The sequence below is a fragment of the Micromonospora sp. NPDC000121 genome, assembly GCF_042899165.1.
Lineage (GTDB): Bacteria > Actinomycetota > Actinomycetes > Mycobacteriales > Micromonosporaceae > Micromonospora.
This window is the reverse complement of sequence record NZ_JBIAZP010000011.1, coordinates 208,758-225,641: the sequence shown is the minus strand read 5'-3', so window position 1 is coordinate 225,641 and position 16,884 is coordinate 208,758. Positions and strand designations below refer to the sequence as shown.

Sequence of the window (16,884 nt, the reverse complement as noted above, 5' to 3'; positions counted from 1 at the left end):
CCGACCCGCAGACCCGCGGTCGGCCCCGGGCCGCACACACCCGACCGGCCGGCCGCCACCCGGGTCGTCTCGATCTGCCGACCCCGGGCCGCACACGCACCCGACCGGTCGGCCACCGGCCTCACACCGGGTCAATCCGGTCGGCCTCGGACCCGCCCAGTCGGTCGGTCGAGGGGTGGTCAGCAGGCCACGAGCTCCCGGTCGGCGCACGGGTCGACGATCGGGATGACCCGGTGCAGGCCGGTGGCCCGCAACACCCGCGCGACCACCGGGTCGGGGTGCAGCAGGACCAGCTCGCCGCCCCGGGCGCGGATGCGCAGGTGCGCGGCGACCAGCGCCCGCACCCCGGCGGCGGAGAGCACGCGGACGCCGGAAAGATCCAGCCGGAGCACGGGCCGGGCCGGGGCTGCCCAGAGCGCGGACCGGAACGCGGCGACCGTGGCGATGTCGACCTCGCCGACCGCCCGCACGTCCACCACGTAGTCGTCCACACTGACCTCGACGTGGAACCTGTCCTCACGCTGCCCCATGCCGACGAATCTAGCCCCCACCACCGACATTTCCGCCCTGCCCGGGGACGGGATCCGGGTCCACCCAGGGTCACCCCCGAGGGCCTCCCTGATCATCCTCAGGGAGGAGACGCACCACCACGCCGACGCTCGCCCCCGACCGCCGGTGCGGCGCCGAAGGCCCGCGCCGAGGGCCGGTGGGTGGGACACCCGGGGGGCGAGAATGGGCCGATGGTCGCTCCCCGCCCCCGCGTGCCCCGGCTGATCCGTCCCGTCCGCGAGCCCGCCACCGTCCCGCCCCCGCTCGACGGGCCGTGGGCTCCCACCGACCGCCGGCTCGACTCCGCCGAGCTGCTGCCCCTGCCCGACGGCGTCAGCGGCCCGGAGGACGTGGTCGTCGACCCCTCCGGGCGGGTGGTCAGCGGGACGGAGGACGGCCGGCTCTGGTGGTGGCCGGTGGACGCGCCGGCGGGCACCCGACCCCGGCCGCTCGCCGAGACCGGCGGCCGGCCGCTGGGCGTGGAGGTCGACCCGGTCGACGGCAGCCTCGTCGTGTGCGACGCGTACCGGGGGTTGCTGCGGGTGACCGGTGACGGGGCGGTGCGGGAGCTGGGCGGGGTCGGCGCGAGGGCGCGCCTGGCCGACAACGCCACCATCGCCCGCGACGGCACCGTCTACTTCACGGACTCCTCCGACCGCTTTCCCGTCTCGCACTGGAAGCGGGACCTGCTGGAGCACCGGCCCAACGGGCGGGTGCTGGCGTACGACCCACGCAGCGGGCACACCGACGTCCTCTGCGCGGGGCTCTACTTCCCCAACGGGATCGCGCTCACGCCGGACGAGTCGGCGCTGATGCTGGTGGAGACCGCCACCCACCGGCTGGTGCGGGTCGCCCTGCCCGACGGGGCGGTCACCGTGCTGGCGGACCTGCCGGCGTATCCGGACAATCTCACGCCGGTCGGCGACGGGACGTACTGGATCGCGCTGCCCAGCCCCCGGGTGCCGATCGTCGAGCGGCTGCTGCCCCACCCGCGGCTGCGCCAACTGGTCGCCGTGCTGCCGGCCGCCGTGCAGCCGAAGCCGCTGCGCTACGGCCTGGTCGCGCTGGTCGACGGCGAGGGGCGGGTGCTGCGGACCCTGCACGGGCCGCGCGGAAGCTACGACATGGTCACCGGGGTGCGCCAGCACGGCGAGTACCTCTGGCTGGGCAGCCTCACCGGCCCCGGCATCGCGCGGGTGCCGCTGGCTTGAGCGACGGCGACCCCGGCCGGACCACGTCCGGCGGCATGACGGTCCCTGAACGACGTCCAGCGGCGGGACGGCACCGGGCCACGTCCGGCGCCACGACGACGCCGCGCCGGCCCGCAGGTCGGGGACCGGCCCGCCTGGCGGACCGGTCCCCTGGGTGCGTACGGCAGGGTCAGCCGCCGCGGACGGACGGTGCCGGAGCCGGCGAGCCCCCGGCCACGGCGCCCGGGTGGGGCACCTGCGACGGGGCGGGCCGGAGCCCGGCCGGCACGGGCAGCGCGCTGCCCTTGACGAACTCGTCCCAACCGACGTTCCAGGCGGTCCAGCCGTTGCCCTCGTTCAACTTGACCTCGGTGCCCTTGATGGTGACCAGGTCACCGACCTGCGTGACGCCCATCAGCCAGTCCGCGGCCTCGTTGGAGACGTTGGTGCAGCCGTGCGAGACGTTGGTGTTGCCCTGGTCCCCCACCGACCACGGCGCCGCGTGGATGAACTCACCGCCCCAGGTGAGCCGCTGGGCGTCCTCGACGTCGACCACGTAGGGGTCGGCCGAACCCCGGGTGTCGAACGTCGTGAACTCGTGCTTCTCCATGATCACCATCTTGCCGCTGGAGGTCGGCGTGCTCGGCTTGCCCATGCTTACCGGGATCTTGCGGACGACCTTGCCGTCGCGCACCACGGACATCTGCTTGGTCGCGTTGTCGATCTCCAGAGCCACCTGCTGGCCGATCTTCGAGGTGGCGGTCCGGTCGGAGTCGCCGACCCGGTCCTTGCCGATCGGCAGGCCCTCCAGCCCGGTCCGGACGCTGATCTTGGTGCCCGGACGCCAGAAATCGGGGGCCCGGTAATAGACCTGGCTGCCGTCGGACACCCACGACCAGGTGCCCGGCTGCGGCGGGTCGGTCTTCACGAACAATCGGCGCTGCACGTCCGCCCTGGCCTCTTTAGGAATGGGCGGGTCGAACGCGACGGTCACCGGCATGGCGGTGCCGTACGTCCGGTTGCCGGCAAAATACAACGTGCTGGTGATTTCCGGCTTCGTCGATTGCGGCGTCGTCGTGAAGGTGGTCTTCCGGGTGGTGGTCTTCCCCGAGTCAGACGTGGCGGTCACCTCCGCGGTGTAGGTGCGCCGCGGCTGCAACGGCCGGCTCGGCACCCAGCCCGACCCGTCCTCCCGCGGCTCCGCCTTGATCTGCGCGCCCTTGTCGTCGGTGATCCGGACCGATGTGACCCGTCCGCCCTTGACGACGGTCCCCACCTCGGCGCTGATCGGCACCTCGCGGGCGCGGTCGGCGGGCGTCACGGCCAGCTCCGGGGCCGCCTGGCCCTCGGCCGGCCGGGCGCCCGGTTTGCGGTCGGCGGTGCACCCGCCGAGGGCCAACGGCGCAGCCGCGATGGTCACGGCCAGCACCGTCAGTCGCCGCCTCAACTTCATGATGCGTCCCCCCGTTAATTGGTGTCCCTCCGCCACATTCTCTCCACGCGGTGCGGATAGGCGCGCAATTTCGGCGAAATGGCGGAGAGCAATTATGGGAGGCGTTTGCCGGACTGCGCGGAATGGGCGCGGCCGCCCCCGTTTCCGGGTCCGTCCGGGATCGCCCGGACCGGCACCGCCGACGCCCGGCCATCCTGCCGCGTCCCGGTTGCGCCGCCCCGGGCGATTCCCACCGGCCCGGCCCCCGCCGCCCGCCGCTCAGGTCCAGTCGTCGTCGCCGTGGTTGCGTTCCCACCGGCCGCCGACGGGCGGGGTGTCCATGCGGATGGCCGAGTCGGCGTTGCCGGCGAGGTCGTTGTCCTCCACCCGGCAGTCGACGCAACTGCCCTCGTCGGTGATCCAGAGGCCGTGGCTCTGGGTGCTCGGGTTCTTGTTGTCCCAGATCCGGTTGCCCCGGATGGTGGCCGAGTCGACCGCCGCGTTGATCGTGATGCCGGCTCGCACCGGCGGGCCGGGCGGCAACTCGTACCGCGTTCCCGGCAGCGGGGTGCCCCCGCTCCACGCGCTGCGCCCGTCGGGGCGGATCGGCGCCAGGGTGAGCTCGGTGTCGTTGTTGGCGGCCACCATGGCGATCTGGTCGCCGACCCGCACCATCTTGCCCCGGTGACCGTCGTTCGGCCAGGTCGCCCGCCGGTCCACCACCTTCCGCTCGCTGTAGCGCACCGAGTCGCCGTGCCCGCCCGTCGCCGCCGCGCACTGCCGCCCGTTGTTGCGGATGCGGTTACCGACCAGGATCGCGTCGCGGAGCGGGCGGTCGATGCGGATGGCGTCGGCGCTGTTGCCGTAGAAGTCGTTGCTCTCGATGACGATCTCCTCGGCGATGTGCTCCTCCGCGCCGCCGAGGTTGCGCTGGTGGTAGCCGTACCGACCGTTGCCGCTGATCCGGTTGCCGCGGATCGTGTAGGGGCCCGGGGTGTTGCCGATGCTGACCCCGTCGCCCAGGTTGCCGTCGATCACGCAGTCGGTGAGCAGGCCGGCCCGCCCGGCGGTGTGCGTGGTGCCCTTCGCCGAGACATGGAAGCCCGCCTCCAGGTTGCCGGTCATCGTGCAGGCGGAGACGATCAGGCCGTTCGCGCCCCAGTCGGAGATGCCGAAGCGGTTGCCCTGGGCGTGGCAGCCGATGATCCGCACCCCGCGCGGACGCAGGTGGCTCGCCTCCTGCAACTCGAGGAAGATCCCGTTGGTCGCGTTGTCCACCGCGCTGCAGTTGACGATGTTGAACCGTTCGACGCTGCCCCAACCGCCGATGCCGATGCCGATGCCCGCGCCGCCCATCTCCGTGCCGTTGTCCAGCCGCCCGCAGCCGACCACCAGCACCCCGTCGATCAGGCAGTCCTGGAGAAAGTCGCAGCCCAGGCCGGTGGCGGCGGTGTGGTGGATGTACAGGTTGCGGAACACACCCCGGGCGACGTACTGGAGGCCGAGGCCCTTGGCCAGCGGGTTGTAGTCCGCCGACGCCACGCCCGAACCGTCGATCTCGAAGTCGGCGAAGGTGCAGTCGGCCAGGTGGCGGTCCCGGTCGGCCCCGTGCTGCTGCGCGGTGTAGAAGGCCAGCGGGGCGGGGTCGGCCCGGTTGCCGGAGTTGCTGAGGACGAAACGGGTCGCCCCCGGGCCGGCGCCGATCAGCGACACGCCGGAACGCCAGACCGTGCCCGAGTCCCGCATCGAGTACACCCCGGGCGGGCAGCGGATGATCCGGACCCGGCCGTCGGCGGCGTACGCGTCGCCGAGGCGGTCCACCAGCGCGGCCAGGGCCGGCTGGTCGTTGGTCGCCCCGTCGCCCGTCAGGCCGTGCTCCCGGGCGTCGCAGAGCAGCGGGGCACCGGCGACCGGGTGCCGACGTACGCCACCGGCGGAGGGCATGTCGGGGTACGCCACCTCGTCCTCCCCTCGGCGGGACAGCCAGGCCCGCATTCCCGGCCCGTCTTCGGGGAAACGCCGGCCGCGACGGCGACGGCCCCGGTGTCGCCCGGGAGGCGGAACCGGGGCCGTCGCGGCGGGTCAGACGTTGGCGATGAGCAGCGCCGGCTGCTCGACGCAGTCGGCGACGTGCCGCAGGAAGCCGCCCGCCACTCCGCCGTCGCAGACCCGGTGGTCGAAGGTCAGGCTGAGCTGGGTCACCTTCCGCACCGCGAGCTGCCCGTCCACCACCCACGGCTTGTCCACGATCCGCCCCACCCCGAGCAGCGCCGCCTCCGGGTGGTTGATGATCGGCGTGGAGCCGTCGACGCCGAAGACGCCGTAGTTGTTCAGCGTGAAGGTGCCGCCGGTGAGCCGCGCCGGGGGCAGCGTGCCGGCCCGGGCCGCCGAGGTGGTCGCGGTCAGCTCGGCCGCCAGCTCGGCGGTGGTGAGCCGCTGCGCGTCCCGCAGCACCGGCACGACCAGCCCCCGGTCGGTCTGGGCGGCGATGCCCAGGTGCACCCCGGCGGACTGGACGATGCGCTGGCCCTCGGTGTCCACACGGGCGTTGAGCTGCGGGAACCGACGCAGCCCGGACAGGCAGATCCGAGCCAGCAGGGCCAGGATGCTCACCGGCGCGTCCGGGGTCGCGGCGTTGATCGCGGCCCGCGTCTCCAGCAGCCCGGTGGCGTCCACGTCCACCCAGATGGTCACCTCCGGGATCTCCCGCCGGCTGCGGGAGAGCTTGTCGGCGATCGCCTTGCGGATGCCGGTCAGCGGGACGACCACGTCCGCCGCGTCGGGCGCGGCCGGCCCGACGGGCTGGTCCGGCACCGCGGCGAGCCGGGCGGCCGGCGCGGCGGCCTGGGCCACGGCGGCCTCCACGTCGGCGCGGCGCACCACCCCGCCGGGGCCGGTGCCGCGCAGCGCGGCCAGGTCGAGGCCGTGCTCGCGGGCCAGCCGGCGCACGATCGGCGAGATGACCAGGGGCGCCGCGTCGTGCGGGCGGTCCGCCGCCACCGCCGGGGCGGCGGGCGCCGCCGGGGGCTCGCCCGGGCGGGGGTCGGCGGCGACCGCGAGCCGGGGACGGCGACGCCGCCGCCCCGAGCCGCCGTGGCCGGTGCCGTACCCGATCAGGACGTTGCCGGAGCCGGCGCGCTCCTCCTCGCGGTAGGTGGCGTGCCCGGCGGGCTCGTCGCCCGCCCCGCCGACGCCGTCGACCGGCGCGATGGTGATCAGCGGCTGGCCGACCGGGCGGACCTCACCCGCCGCGCCGTGCAGCGCGACGACCCGCCCGGCGTACGGGCAGGGCACGTCGACGACGGCCTTGGCGGTCTCCACCTCGACGACGGTCTGGTCCACCGTGACCACGTCGCCCACGGCGACCCGCCACTCGACGATCTCGGCCTCGCTCAGCCCCTCGCCCAGGTCGGGCAGGAGGAAGACCCGCGTCGCGTCCACGCTGGTCACGCCGCGCTCCCCCGGCTCAGCCAGCGCCCGTCCGGCTGGTCGTCCCACTGGAGCCGGGCCACCGTGTCGAGCACCCGGTCCACCGACGGCAGGTGGGTGTGCTCCAACATCGGCGCCGGGTACGGGATGTCCAGGCCGGACACCCGAAGCACCGGGGCGTGCAGCGCGTGGAAGCAGCGCTCCTGCACCCGGGCGGCGATCTCCGCGCCGACCCCGGCGAAGCCCTGCGCCTCCTGGATCACCACGCACCGCCCGGTGCGGCGGACCGAGGCGGTGACGGTCTCGTCGTCGAACGGCACGATGCTGCGCACGTCCACCACCTCGAGGTCCCAGCCCTCCTCGCGGGCGGCCTCGGCGGCCTCCAGCGCGACCGGCACCGCCGGCCCGTACGCGACGAGGGTGGCGTCGCGGCCCGGCCGGCGCACGACCGCGCGGCCGATCGGCGCGGTGGTGGCGGGCAGCCCCGCGTCCGCGCTGGAGAAGTAGAGCTTCTTCGGCTCCATGAACACGACCGGGTCGGGGTCGTCGATCGCCTGGCGCAGCAGCGAGTACGCGTCCTCGACCGTGGCCGGGGTGACCACCTTCAGGCCGGGGGTGTGGGCGTAGTACGCCTCGCTGGAGTCGCAGTGGTGCTCGACCCCACCGATGCCGCCGGCGTAGGGCACCCGGATGACGATCGGCACGCTGAGCGCGCCACGGGTGCGGTTGCGCAGCTTCGCCACGTGTGAGGCGATCTGCTCGAACGCCGGGTACGCGAACGCGTCGAACTGCATCTCGACCACGGGGCGCAGCCCGGACATGGCCAGCCCGACGGCGAAGCCGACGATGCCGGCCTCGGCGAGCGGGGTGTCGAAGCAGCGCTTGTCGCCGAACCGGGCCTGGAGGCCGTCGGTGATCCGGAAGACGCCTCCGAGCGCCCCGACGTCCTCGCCGAAGACGACCACCCGGTCGTCGTCGAGCATCGCGTCGGCGAGCGCGGCGTTGAGCGCCTTCGCCATGGTCAGGGCGGCCATCAGCGCTCACCCTCCTCGTCTGCGGCGGCGGCCAGCTCGGCGCGGACCTGCTCGCGCTGCTCGACCAGTTGCGGGGTGGGCTCGGCGTAGACGTGGTCGAAGAGGCTCATCGGGTCGACCGTCGGCTGCGCGTTCATCCGGGTGCGCAGGTCGGCGGCGTACGCCTCGGCCTCCTCGGCGATCGCGGCGACGCGCGCGTCGTCGAGCACACCCCGGGCCCGCAGGTACGTCTCCAGGCGGGCGACCGGGTCCCGGTCCCGCCAGGCGTCGACCTCGGCGCCGTCGCGGTAGCGGGTGGCGTCGTCGGCGTTGGTGTGCGGCTCCATCCGGTAGGTGTGGGCCTCGACGAGGAACGGGCCCCTGCCGGAGCGGGCGTGCGCGACGGCGCGGGTGAGCACGGCGAGGACGGCCACCGGGTCGTTGCCGTCGACCTGCTCGCTGGGCACGCCGTAGCCGACGCCCTTGTACGCCAGCGACGGGGCGGCGGTCTGCCGGGACAGCGGGACGCTGATCGCGTACTTGTTGTTCTGCACGAAGTAGACGACCGGCGCCTTGAACACGGCGGCGAAGTTCACGCCCTCGTGGAAGTCGCCCTCGCTGGTGGCCCCGTCCCCGATGAACGCCAGCGCGACGGTGTCCCGCCCCTGGTACGCCTCGCCGTAGGCCAGCCCGGCGGCGTGCACGCACTGGGTCGCCAGCGGGGTGCACTGCGGGGCGGTGTGCCGGGCGGCGGGGTCGTATCCGCAGTGCCAGTCGCCGCGCAGCAGGGTCAGCACCTCGACCGGGTCGATGCCCCGGGAGACCAGGGCCATCGACTCCCGGTAGGTCGGGAAGACCCAGTCGTCCTCGCGCAGGGCGAGGACCGCGCCGACCTGGCAGGCCTCCTGACCGCGCGAGGACGGGTAGACCGCCAGCCGGCCCTGCTTGGTCAGGGCGGTGGCCTGGATGTCGAAGCGGCGGCCGATGACCATCCGCCGGTACATGTCGGCGAGCGCCTCGACGGGCGGCTCGGGGTAGTCGGCGTGGGCGGGCAGCGGCGTGCCGGCGGGGTCGAGCAGGCGGACCGGCTCGGTGGCCGGCAGCAGCGGCTTGGCCGGGTCGGGCGGGGTGGCCGCCCGGCGCTTGCGCGGGGATGCCCTGCGGACCGCCTCGGGTGTGGTCGTCACGGCGGGACCTCCTGGGACGTGTGGTGGGCCTATGCTCCTGCCGTCGGATGATTGACTCAAGATCCATGACAAACGCGGGACGGATGGCATGCGGAAGGCATCGAGATGAGCCAGGAGTCCGGGCCGAACGGAGAGCCGGCCGCCGGAACGGGACGTTCGGCCCGACCCCTGGACGAGGTGGACCGGCGGATCCTCGACGAGCTGGTCCGCGACGGCCGCACCTCGGTGCGCACCCTCGCCGAGCGGATCCACATCTCCCGCACCAACGCGTACGCGCGGGTGGAGCGGCTGCTGCGCGACGGGGTGATCACCGGGTTCCGAGCCCAGGTCGCGCCCGAGGCGGCGGGGCTGGGCACCTCGGCGTACGTCGCGTTGAAGATCGAGCAGAACACCTGGCGGGAGGTGTCGGCGGAGCTGGCCCGGGTGCGCTACATCGAGCACGCCGCACTGCTCGGCGGCGACCACGACGTGCTGGCGCTGGTCCGGGCGCCGGACAACGCCACGCTGCGGGACGTGGTGCTGGGCCGGGTGCAGAGCATCGCCGGGGTGCTGTCCACCCGCACCTGGCTGGTCTTCGACGAGTTCGACGGCGAACGCAGCCCGTGGCAGTGAGCCGCGCGGGCGGTGGCCGGGCGGGCTCACCGCTGCGGTGTGCCGCCGGAGGGGCCCGGGGCGGCCGGCGGGCTCAGTCGTCCCGGCCGCGGCGGTGGCCGGCGGGCTCGGCACCCTGGCCGCGGCCCGCGGTGGCCGGCGGGCTCGGCACCCGGGCCGCGGCCCGCGGTGGTCGGCGGGCTCAGCGCTCCGGCGGGGCCTCCAGCCCCTCCCGGTCGGCCAGGTCCAGCAGCGGTTCGAGCGAGAAGCGCCGGCCGTCGAGGCCCGCGTGCGGATCGCCGCGCTCGGCGAAGCGGGCCGGCATCGTGGTGACGTCGAAGTCCTCCGGCCGGGCGTCGTCCAGCTCCGACCAGTCCAGGGGCGCGGAGACCAGCGCCCGCGGGGTCGGGCGGATGGAGTACGCCGAGGCCATCGTGTGGTCCCGGGACATCTGGTTGTAGTCGACGAAGACCGGCCGGTCCCGCTGCTCCCGCCACCAGGTGGTGGTGACCAGCTCCGGCAGCCGGCGCTGCATCTCCCGGCCGAGCGCCAGCACCGCCCGCCGGCAGTCGCCGAAGCTCCACCGGGGCTCGATCGACAGGTAGACGTGCAGGCCCCGGCCGCCGGTGGTCTTCGGGTAGCCGGTCAGGCCCAGCTCGTCCAGGAACGCGCGCACCTCGTGGGCCACCGGCACCACCTGGTCGAAGCCCACCCCGGGCATGGGGTCGAGGTCGATGCGGAGCTGGTCGGGCCGCTCGACGTCGGCGGCGGAGACCGGCCAGGGGTGGAACCGCAGCGTGCCGAGGTTCGCCGCCCAGATCACCACGGCCAGCTCGCTCGGCGCGACCTCGTCGGCCGTACGCCCGCTCGGGAAGGTGATGTGGGCGGTGCGCACCCACTCGGGCGCCCCCGCCGGGAGCCGCTTCTGGTAGAAGGCGTCGCCCCGGTTGTCCTGCCGGGTGCCGATCTTCGCCCCCTCGAAGACGCCGCGCGGCCACCGCTCCAACATGGTCGGCCGGTCCCGCAGGGCGCGCAGGATGCCGTCGCCGACAGCGAGGAAGTAGCGCACCACGTCCAGCTTGGTCAGCCCCAGCTCGGGGAAGTAGGGCTTGTCGGGGCTGGAGACGCGGACCAGCCGCTCCCCCACCTTGATCTCCTCGGCCGGCGTCGCCACGCCTGACACCGTAACCCGGTTGGCCGGTCGGCACCGTCGCGCAGCGCCGCGCCCACCCGGTCCGGCGCCGGGGCCAGGCGCCGTCGCCGGCCCCGGGCGCGAGGTCGCACGAGCACCGTCGCCTCGACGACCACCGCCAGCGGCTCCACGACCGGCCCGCCGACGGTGCGCCGGACGTGCCGCTCACGTGCGGCGGCTGCCGGGCGCAGTCTCAGGCGATCAGCGCGATGCCCACGGCCATCAGCGGCAGACCGACGAACAGGAAGATCCCGATCCCGGTGAGCACCCGCCCCTCGCCGGCGGCCTCGCGCTCGGGCGCCGCGCCGAAGGTGGCCCGCGCCCCCATCATGCCGATTCGGCTCAGGGTGAGGTCACCGGTGACCCCGAGCAGCCCGCCGACCACCACGAGGGCGATGCCGAAGCGGTAGACGAAGTCGCCGCCGCCCAGGGCGACCCAGACCCCGGCGGCGGCCGCGACCACGACGAGCGCGATCACGAACAGCACCAACGCTTCCCGCAGTCCCCTGACGACCGTCATCGGCGGCTCCATCCCGTACGACCAGGATGGACATTCTGCCGGTCGACGGCCGTCCGCGCTGCCCCGTGCTTCGGGCGTACGCGAGGTGGCCGGGCGGCCCCTGTCCGGCCGCCCGGCCACCGCCGGCGGAACTCAGCTCATCTCCTCCTGCAGGCGCGACATGAGCATCTTCTTGCCCTGCTCACCCGCCTTGCGGTTGTTCTCCTGCATCTTCCGGAACCAGGTGGCCAGTTCCGTGTCACCCCGCGAATCCGCGTCGGCGATGTACGTGTCCAGCTTCCAGATGTGCTGCAACGACATCTGCAGAACGTGGATCAGGTCGTAGTTCTGATCCTTGACCGGGCTGATCTGTTCCTTGGTCATGGTCGCCACGGGCGTACCTCCCCATCTCGCTCTCGCTGTTCGGTGGCAGCAGCGCTTACCCGGCCTGGTCCCGTTCACGCCCGACGCCGGGGCTACCATCCCGGGGCGAAGGGGGGCGTTCGTGCGCGGACGAACGGGGTACGCGTCGCTGGCTTTGGTGCTCGTCGCCGCCGGCTGCGCGGGCGAGTCCCCGCCGCCCGCCGCCGCCGACGTCACCGGTGTCTGGTGCGGCCCGGAACGGGACGTGCTCACCCTCGACGCCGCCGGTGGGTTCACCGTCACCGACATCTCCACCCCGCTGATCGACGAGGTCCTGCACGACGAGGACTTCGTGCCGGGCTACCGGCGGAAGACCGAATACGGGGGCGCGGTGCCACGGCACGGCGCCGGCCGGTGGCGCGGCTCGGTGGACCGCGGCGACCTGTTCCAGGCCCGCCGCGACCACGTCGTGCTCGACTGGGCGAGCTTCGAGTCGATCCAGGTGAGCGAGGAGCTGGAGCTGACGATCGCCGGGGAGGGCACGGGCCTGGTGCTCGGCGTCGAGCGCGTCGAGTCCGGCTTCACCACCCTCTTCGCCCGCTGCCCGACGGCCTGAGCGTCCCGCCGCCCGGGCGGGCGCGGGGGCGGTTATCCGGGGCGGGCCTCGGGTAGGGGTTGCCGCATGGCGGAACTGGCAGCGCTCTGGATCGTCCGGCACGGTGAGAGCACGGCGAACGTGGCGGCCACGGCGGCCGAGTCGTCCGGCGCGGAGCTGATCGACCTCACCCACCGGGACCCGGACGTGCCGCTGAGCCCGACCGGGGAGGAGCAGGCGCGGGCCACGGCGCGCTGGCTGGCCGGGCTGCCCGAGGCCCGCCGGCCGGACGTCGCGGTCGTGTCGCCGTACCTGCGGGCGGTGCGGACCGCCGAGCTGGCCCTGGCCGGCACCGGGATCCCGCTCACGTGCGACGAACGGCTGCGCGACCGGGAGCTGGGCATCCTGGACGGGCTGACCGGGCACGGGGCGCGCCGCCGGTATCCCGAGGAGGCGGCGCGTCGGGACCGGCTCGGCAAGTTCTACTACCGCCCGCCCGGCGGCGAGTCCTGGACGGACGTGGCGCTGCGGCTCCGCGCCCTCCTCGGCGACCTGCGCCGCGACCACGAGGGCCGGCGGGTGCTGCTGTTCGGCCACGACGCCCTGGTCTTCCTGACCCGTTACCTGGTGGAGGGGCTCACCGAGGCGGAGCTGATGGCGCTGACCCGGGAGCACGTCATCGCCAACTGCTCGATCACCGGCTGGTCCGCCGGGACCGATGGCCGGCTGGTCCCGGACGTGTTCAACGACGTCGGCCACCTGCGGGCGCAGGGCGCCCGGCCGACCAGGGAGGACGAGGTCCATGCCGAACCGGTCTGACACCCGGGTCATCACCCCCGGGCTGCTGCGGGACTGGGCGCTGCCGATGCCGACCGGGGGCAAGGAGGCCCGCGGCACGGTGCTGGTGGTCGGCGGCTCCCGGTTCACCCCCGGGGCGGTGCTGCTCGCCGGCGTGGCCGCGCTGCGGGCCGGGGCCGGGGTGCTCCAGCTCGCCGCCGCCGAGTCCACCGCCGCCGCGCTGAGCATCCAGGTGCCGGAGGCGCTGGTGGTGGACCTGCCCGAGACCGCCGACGGCGCCGTCGCCGGCCGGCCCGGCGACCGGCTGACGGACCTGGTGGCAGAGGCGGACGTGGTGGCCCTCGGCCCGGGGCTCAAGGACATCGACGAGACCGCGCGCCTGCTGCGCGTGGTGCTCGACGCGGCCGCCCGGGAGACGGCGCTGGTGCTCGACGCGTACGCCCTGGGGGCGCTCAGCCACGCCCCGGACCTGCTGGTCGGGTCCGGGCGGCCGGTGGTGCTGACCCCCAACGTCACCGAGGCGCGGCACCTGCTCGGCCGGGATCCCGGCGACGACCTGGACGCCGAGGCGATCGAGCTGGCCGGCCGGTACGACGCCGTGGTCTCGCTCTACGGCCACGTCGCCACGCCCGACGGACGGAGCTGGCGGGAGGAGAGCGGCGACGCCGGTCTCGGCACGTCCGGCAGCGGGGACGTCCGCGCCGGGCTGCTGGCCGGGCTGCTGTCCCGGGGCGCCGAGCCGGCGCAGGCCGCCTGCTGGGCGGCGTTCGCCCACGCGGTGAGCGGCCAGCGGCTGGTGCCGCGGTTCGGCCGGATCGGGTTCCTCGCCCGGGAGCTGCTCGACGAGATTCCCCACACCCTTGCCACCGTCTGACACTTCCTGTCTGTCCGAACGGGTGTGTGTAACGCCACACTCCGCTCCTACGCTGGTGGGTCGGAGGAGGGCGCCCCGCCACCTCCCGCCGGCCGCTCCCCGCCAGGGCGCGTGCCCGGCTGGAAACAGCCCCCTGGGAGTCTGTGTGAAGAACCTCCGTCGCAAGACACTGGCTGCCGCGTCCGCCGTGGCGCTCGGTGTGGGCCTCGCCGTCACCGGCGGGCTGGCCCCGGCGGCGTCGGCCGCCGGCCCGGACACCACGTTCCTGGTGCTCGCCCCGCAGGGTGCCAAGACCGACAGGGCGGCCGCCCGCGTGGCCGCCGCCAAGGGCACCGTGGTGGCCAGCTACGACCAGATCGGCGTGCTCGTCGTCCGCTCGACCAACCCCGACTTCGTCAGGGACGTGGCGGGGGCGGGCGTCGAGTCGGCCGCGCCCACCGCCGGCCTGGGCACCGCGCTCGAGGAGGGCGAGACCCTGGAGGTCTCCGCGGCCGCGGCGGCGCACGCGACCGCCGACCCGACCAAGGAGCCCCTCTTCGGCCAGCAGTGGGACATGCCGATGATCGACGTCCCGCAGGCCCACGCCGTCAACGCCGGCAGCGCCGACGTGGTGGTGGGCGTGCTCGACAGCGGCATCTCCTCCAGCCACCCCGACCTGAAGGACCAGATCGCCAAGGACAGGAGCGCGTCCTGCATCGGCGGTGTCGCGGACACCACCGAGGCGGCCTGGAACCCGACCGTCTCCGACCACGGCACCCACGTGGCCGGCACCATCGCCGCCGCCGTCAACGGCGTCGGCGTGACCGGTGTGGCGCCGGGTGTCAAGGTGGCCGCCGTCAAGGTGGTCAACGACGACCGGTACATCTACCCCGAGGCCGCGCTCTGCGGCTTCATGTGGGCGGCCGACCACGGCATGCAGGTCACCAACAACAGCTACTTCATCGACCCGTGGGAGCTGAACTGCCGCAACGACGCGCGCCAGCGCCCGGTGTGGCAGGCCGTGCAGCGGGCCATCCGCTACTCGCAGAGCAAGGGCGTGCTCCACGTCGCGTCGGCGGGCAACTCGAACTGGGACCTGGCGCACAAGAACTACAGCAGCGACCGGCCCAACGACGGCAGCTACCCGGACGAGTCCGGGGAGTTCAACAGCGCCTGCCTCGTCCTGCCGGGCGAGGCGCCGGGCGTGGTGACCGTCTCGGCGGTCGCCCCGACCGGCAAGAAGAGCTACTACTCCTCGTACGGCCTGGGCGTCGTGGACGTCACCGCGCCCGGCGGTGACACCCGGTTCCGCACCAACGGCGTCAGCCCGACCCCGACCGACGGCATCCTGTCGACCACCTTCGACCCGGCGACGAAGACCAACGGCTGGGGTTACAAGCAGGGCACGTCGATGTCGAGCCCGCACGCGGCCGGCGTGGCGGCGCTGGCCCTGTCGGCCCACCCCGGCATGGCGCCGGGCCAACTGGCGTCCTTCCTCGAGCGGACCGCCGAGTCGGTCCCCTGTGAGGAGGGCGTCTGGGAGCCGCGGCCGGGCTTCCCGGCCGTCTGCACCGGGGGCGAGCGCAACTCGTTCTACGGCGCGGGCATGGTCAACGCGTACAACGTGGTGAAGTGACAGCACGGCACGACCCGTGGTGGGGCCCGGCGGTGATCCGCCGGGCCCCACCCGTTTTCGCTGCTCACGGCGGGGGTACGGGAGGAGGCGTCCGACGAGCCGAGGAGGTCAACGGTGTCCACCGATGCCATCGTCCTGTTGAAAGAGGACCACAAGGAGATGCGCCGTCTGTTCAAGGCGTTCCAGGATGCCGAGGAGGGGCCGGCCGCGCAGCGCCAGAAGCTGGTGAGCCAGATCCTGGAGGCCCTCACGGTGCACACCTACCTGGAGAACGAGGTGATGTACCCGGAGGTCCGCAAGCTCCTGCCCGACCTGGAGGACGACATCCTCGAGTCGTACGAGGAGCACCACGTCGCCGACGTGCTCTGCGCCGAACTGTTCGCCATGGACGCCGACGACGAGCGCTTCAACGCCAAGACCACGGTGCTGATCGAGAACGTCCTGCACCACGTCGAGGAGGAGGAGCAGGAGTGGTTCCCCAAGGTGCGCGACGCGCTCGGCCGTAAGCAGCTCCAGGAGATCGGCGAGCGGATGATCGAGCTGCGCGCGGACGCGCCGCGCACGCCGGCCGCCCCGAAGGCGATCAAGAAGTCGCTCGACGCCGTGACGGCCTGAGCCGACCGACTCGGACGGGCCCCGGTGCGCCGGGGCCCGTCGTCACGCCGGGGGCGCGGGCAGGATCCGCCGCAGCGACGGCGGTACGGCCCGGGACCGCCACTCCCTCGGGTAGCCCACCGAGACCTCCTCGAACCGCACCCCGTCGTGCCAGGTGGTGCGGGGGATGTGCAGGTGGCCGTAGACCACCGCGGCGGCGTCGAAGCGCAGGTGCCAGTCGGCGGTGGCCTCGGTGCCGCACCACTGGGCGAAGATCGGATAGCGCAGGATCCGGGTCGGTTCGCGCAGCAGCGGCCAGTGGTTGACCAGCACGGTCGGCAGCCCCGGCTCCCGCGCGGCGAGCCGGCGGGCGGTCTCGGCGACCCGGGCGGCGGACCAGGCCGACCGGCTCGGGTACGGGTCGGGGTGCAGCAGGAACTCGTCGGTGCAGACGATCCCCGTCCGGTACGCCTCGGCCAGCGCCGCCTCCGGGGTGTCGAAACCCTCCGGGCGCCAGCTGTGGTCGTAGAGCAGGAACAGCGGCGCCACCAGCACCGGCCCGCCCGGCCCCCGCCACACCGGGTACGGATCCTCCGGGGTCAGCACGCCGAGGCGCCGGCACAGGTCGACGAGATGCTGGTAGCGCGCGACCCCGCGTAGCGTCACCGGGTCGGCCGGCGGGGTCCACAGCTCGTGGTTGCCCGGCGCCCAGACCACCCGCGCGAAGCGGTCGCCGAGCAGCCGGAGGGCCCACTCGACGTCGGCCACGGTGTCGCCGACGTCTCCGGCGACGATCAGCCAGTCGTCCGGCGACTCGGGGCGCAGCCCCTCCACCACCGCCCGGTTGCCCGGGTGCCCCACGTGCAGGTCGCTGATGGCGAGCAGGCTGCCGCCCCCGCCGTCCTCCCCCGCCATGACCACGATCCTATGCGCGGCCGGGGACGACCGCGAACCGCGCGGGCC

The 16,884-nt window shown here is 74.1% G+C and carries 17 protein-coding genes; 7 read left to right on the top strand and 10 right to left on the bottom strand.

Going from position 1 to position 16,884, the window contains the following annotated elements; all coding sequences use genetic code 11:
* Positions 1-179: 179 nt before the first annotated feature.
* On the bottom strand, positions 180-530 hold the full coding sequence (locus tag ACFY23_RS26715) for an STAS domain-containing protein (protein ID WP_350681537.1): 351 nt from the start codon (positions 528-530) through the stop codon (positions 180-182).
* Between the two features lie 210 nt (positions 531-740).
* Here ACFY23_RS26715 and ACFY23_RS26710 point away from each other — a divergent pair, with 210 nt between their 5' ends.
* Positions 741-1,760 (top strand): SMP-30/gluconolactonase/LRE family protein, encoded by a 1,020-nt coding sequence (locus tag ACFY23_RS26710; protein ID WP_350681539.1) that lies wholly within the window; start codon positions 741-743, stop codon positions 1,758-1,760.
* 169 nt (positions 1,761-1,929) lie between these two features.
* Here the strand turns inward: ACFY23_RS26710 and ACFY23_RS26705 are convergent, their stop codons facing one another.
* The 5 genes from ACFY23_RS26705 to pdhA form a co-directional block, all read right to left on the bottom strand.
* Entirely contained in the window at positions 1,930-3,192 is a 1,263-nt protein-coding gene (locus tag ACFY23_RS26705) for an Ig-like domain-containing protein (RefSeq protein WP_350681545.1), read from the bottom strand.
* Positions 3,193-3,450: 258 nt separating this feature from the next.
* Positions 3,451-5,115, bottom strand: coding sequence for a right-handed parallel beta-helix repeat-containing protein (locus tag ACFY23_RS26700; RefSeq protein WP_350681547.1), 1,665 nt, complete (start codon positions 5,113-5,115; stop codon positions 3,451-3,453).
* Between the two features lie 138 nt (positions 5,116-5,253).
* Positions 5,254-6,621 (bottom strand): dihydrolipoamide acetyltransferase family protein, encoded by a 1,368-nt coding sequence (locus ACFY23_RS26695; protein WP_350819394.1) that lies wholly within the window; start codon positions 6,619-6,621, stop codon positions 5,254-5,256.
* Entirely contained in the window at positions 6,618-7,634 is a 1,017-nt protein-coding gene (locus ACFY23_RS26690) for an alpha-ketoacid dehydrogenase subunit beta (RefSeq protein ID WP_350687221.1), read from the bottom strand. Before ACFY23_RS26690 ends, ACFY23_RS26695 begins: the two co-directional genes overlap by 4 nt.
* Positions 7,634-8,800, bottom strand: a complete 1,167-nt coding sequence (gene pdhA, locus ACFY23_RS26685) for a pyruvate dehydrogenase (acetyl-transferring) E1 component subunit alpha (RefSeq protein WP_350687223.1) — start codon at positions 8,798-8,800, stop codon at positions 7,634-7,636. Before pdhA ends, ACFY23_RS26690 begins: the two co-directional genes overlap by 1 nt.
* A 105-nt stretch (positions 8,801-8,905) precedes the next feature.
* On the opposite strand from pdhA, the gene ACFY23_RS26680 reads away from it, so the two are divergent.
* A complete protein-coding gene (locus tag ACFY23_RS26680; RefSeq protein WP_350687225.1) occupies positions 8,906-9,412 on the top strand; it encodes an Lrp/AsnC family transcriptional regulator in 507 nt (168 codons plus the stop codon).
* 181 nt (positions 9,413-9,593) lie between these two features.
* Here the strand turns inward: ACFY23_RS26680 and ACFY23_RS26675 are convergent, their stop codons facing one another.
* From ACFY23_RS26675 to ACFY23_RS26665, 3 genes are all read right to left on the bottom strand, one after another.
* Positions 9,594-10,565 carry a DNA primase small subunit domain-containing protein gene (locus ACFY23_RS26675; RefSeq protein WP_350687236.1) on the bottom strand — a complete coding sequence of 324 codons (972 nt, stop codon included), beginning with the start codon at positions 10,563-10,565 and terminating at the stop codon, positions 9,594-9,596.
* Between the two features lie 211 nt (positions 10,566-10,776).
* Positions 10,777-11,103 carry a hypothetical protein gene (locus ACFY23_RS26670; RefSeq protein WP_350687238.1) on the bottom strand — a complete coding sequence of 109 codons (327 nt, stop codon included), beginning with the start codon at positions 11,101-11,103 and terminating at the stop codon, positions 10,777-10,779.
* Positions 11,104-11,235: 132 nt separating this feature from the next.
* Positions 11,236-11,466, bottom strand: coding sequence for a hypothetical protein (locus tag ACFY23_RS26665; protein ID WP_350687240.1), 231 nt, complete (start codon positions 11,464-11,466; stop codon positions 11,236-11,238).
* A 121-nt stretch (positions 11,467-11,587) separates the two neighbouring features.
* On the opposite strand from ACFY23_RS26665, the gene ACFY23_RS26660 reads away from it, so the two are divergent.
* From ACFY23_RS26660 to ACFY23_RS26640, 5 genes are all read left to right on the top strand, one after another.
* On the top strand, positions 11,588-12,061 hold the full coding sequence (locus ACFY23_RS26660; RefSeq protein WP_350687242.1) for a hypothetical protein: 474 nt from the start codon (positions 11,588-11,590) through the stop codon (positions 12,059-12,061).
* Positions 12,062-12,127: 66 nt separating this feature from the next.
* Positions 12,128-12,859: a histidine phosphatase family protein gene (locus ACFY23_RS26655; RefSeq protein ID WP_350687243.1), complete on the top strand. Its 732-nt coding sequence runs from the start codon at positions 12,128-12,130 to the stop codon at positions 12,857-12,859.
* The gene (locus ACFY23_RS26650) at positions 12,843-13,712 is read left to right on the top strand and encodes an NAD(P)H-hydrate dehydratase (protein ID WP_350819393.1); all 870 of its coding nucleotides are present in this window, start codon (positions 12,843-12,845) and stop codon (positions 13,710-13,712) included. The genes ACFY23_RS26655 and ACFY23_RS26650 overlap by 17 nt, the downstream gene beginning before the upstream one ends.
* Positions 13,713-13,857: 145 nt before the next feature.
* Entirely contained in the window at positions 13,858-15,327 is a 1,470-nt protein-coding gene (locus tag ACFY23_RS26645; RefSeq protein ID WP_350684687.1) for a S8 family serine peptidase, read from the top strand.
* 114 nt (positions 15,328-15,441) lie between these two features.
* On the top strand, positions 15,442-15,942 hold the full coding sequence (locus ACFY23_RS26640) for a hemerythrin domain-containing protein (RefSeq protein ID WP_350684686.1): 501 nt from the start codon (positions 15,442-15,444) through the stop codon (positions 15,940-15,942).
* Positions 15,943-15,984: 42 nt separating this feature from the next.
* On the opposite strand, the gene ACFY23_RS26635 is transcribed toward ACFY23_RS26640, so the two are convergent.
* Positions 15,985-16,836, bottom strand: coding sequence for a metallophosphoesterase (locus ACFY23_RS26635; protein WP_350684685.1), 852 nt, complete (start codon positions 16,834-16,836; stop codon positions 15,985-15,987).
* Positions 16,837-16,884 lie beyond the last annotated feature (48 nt).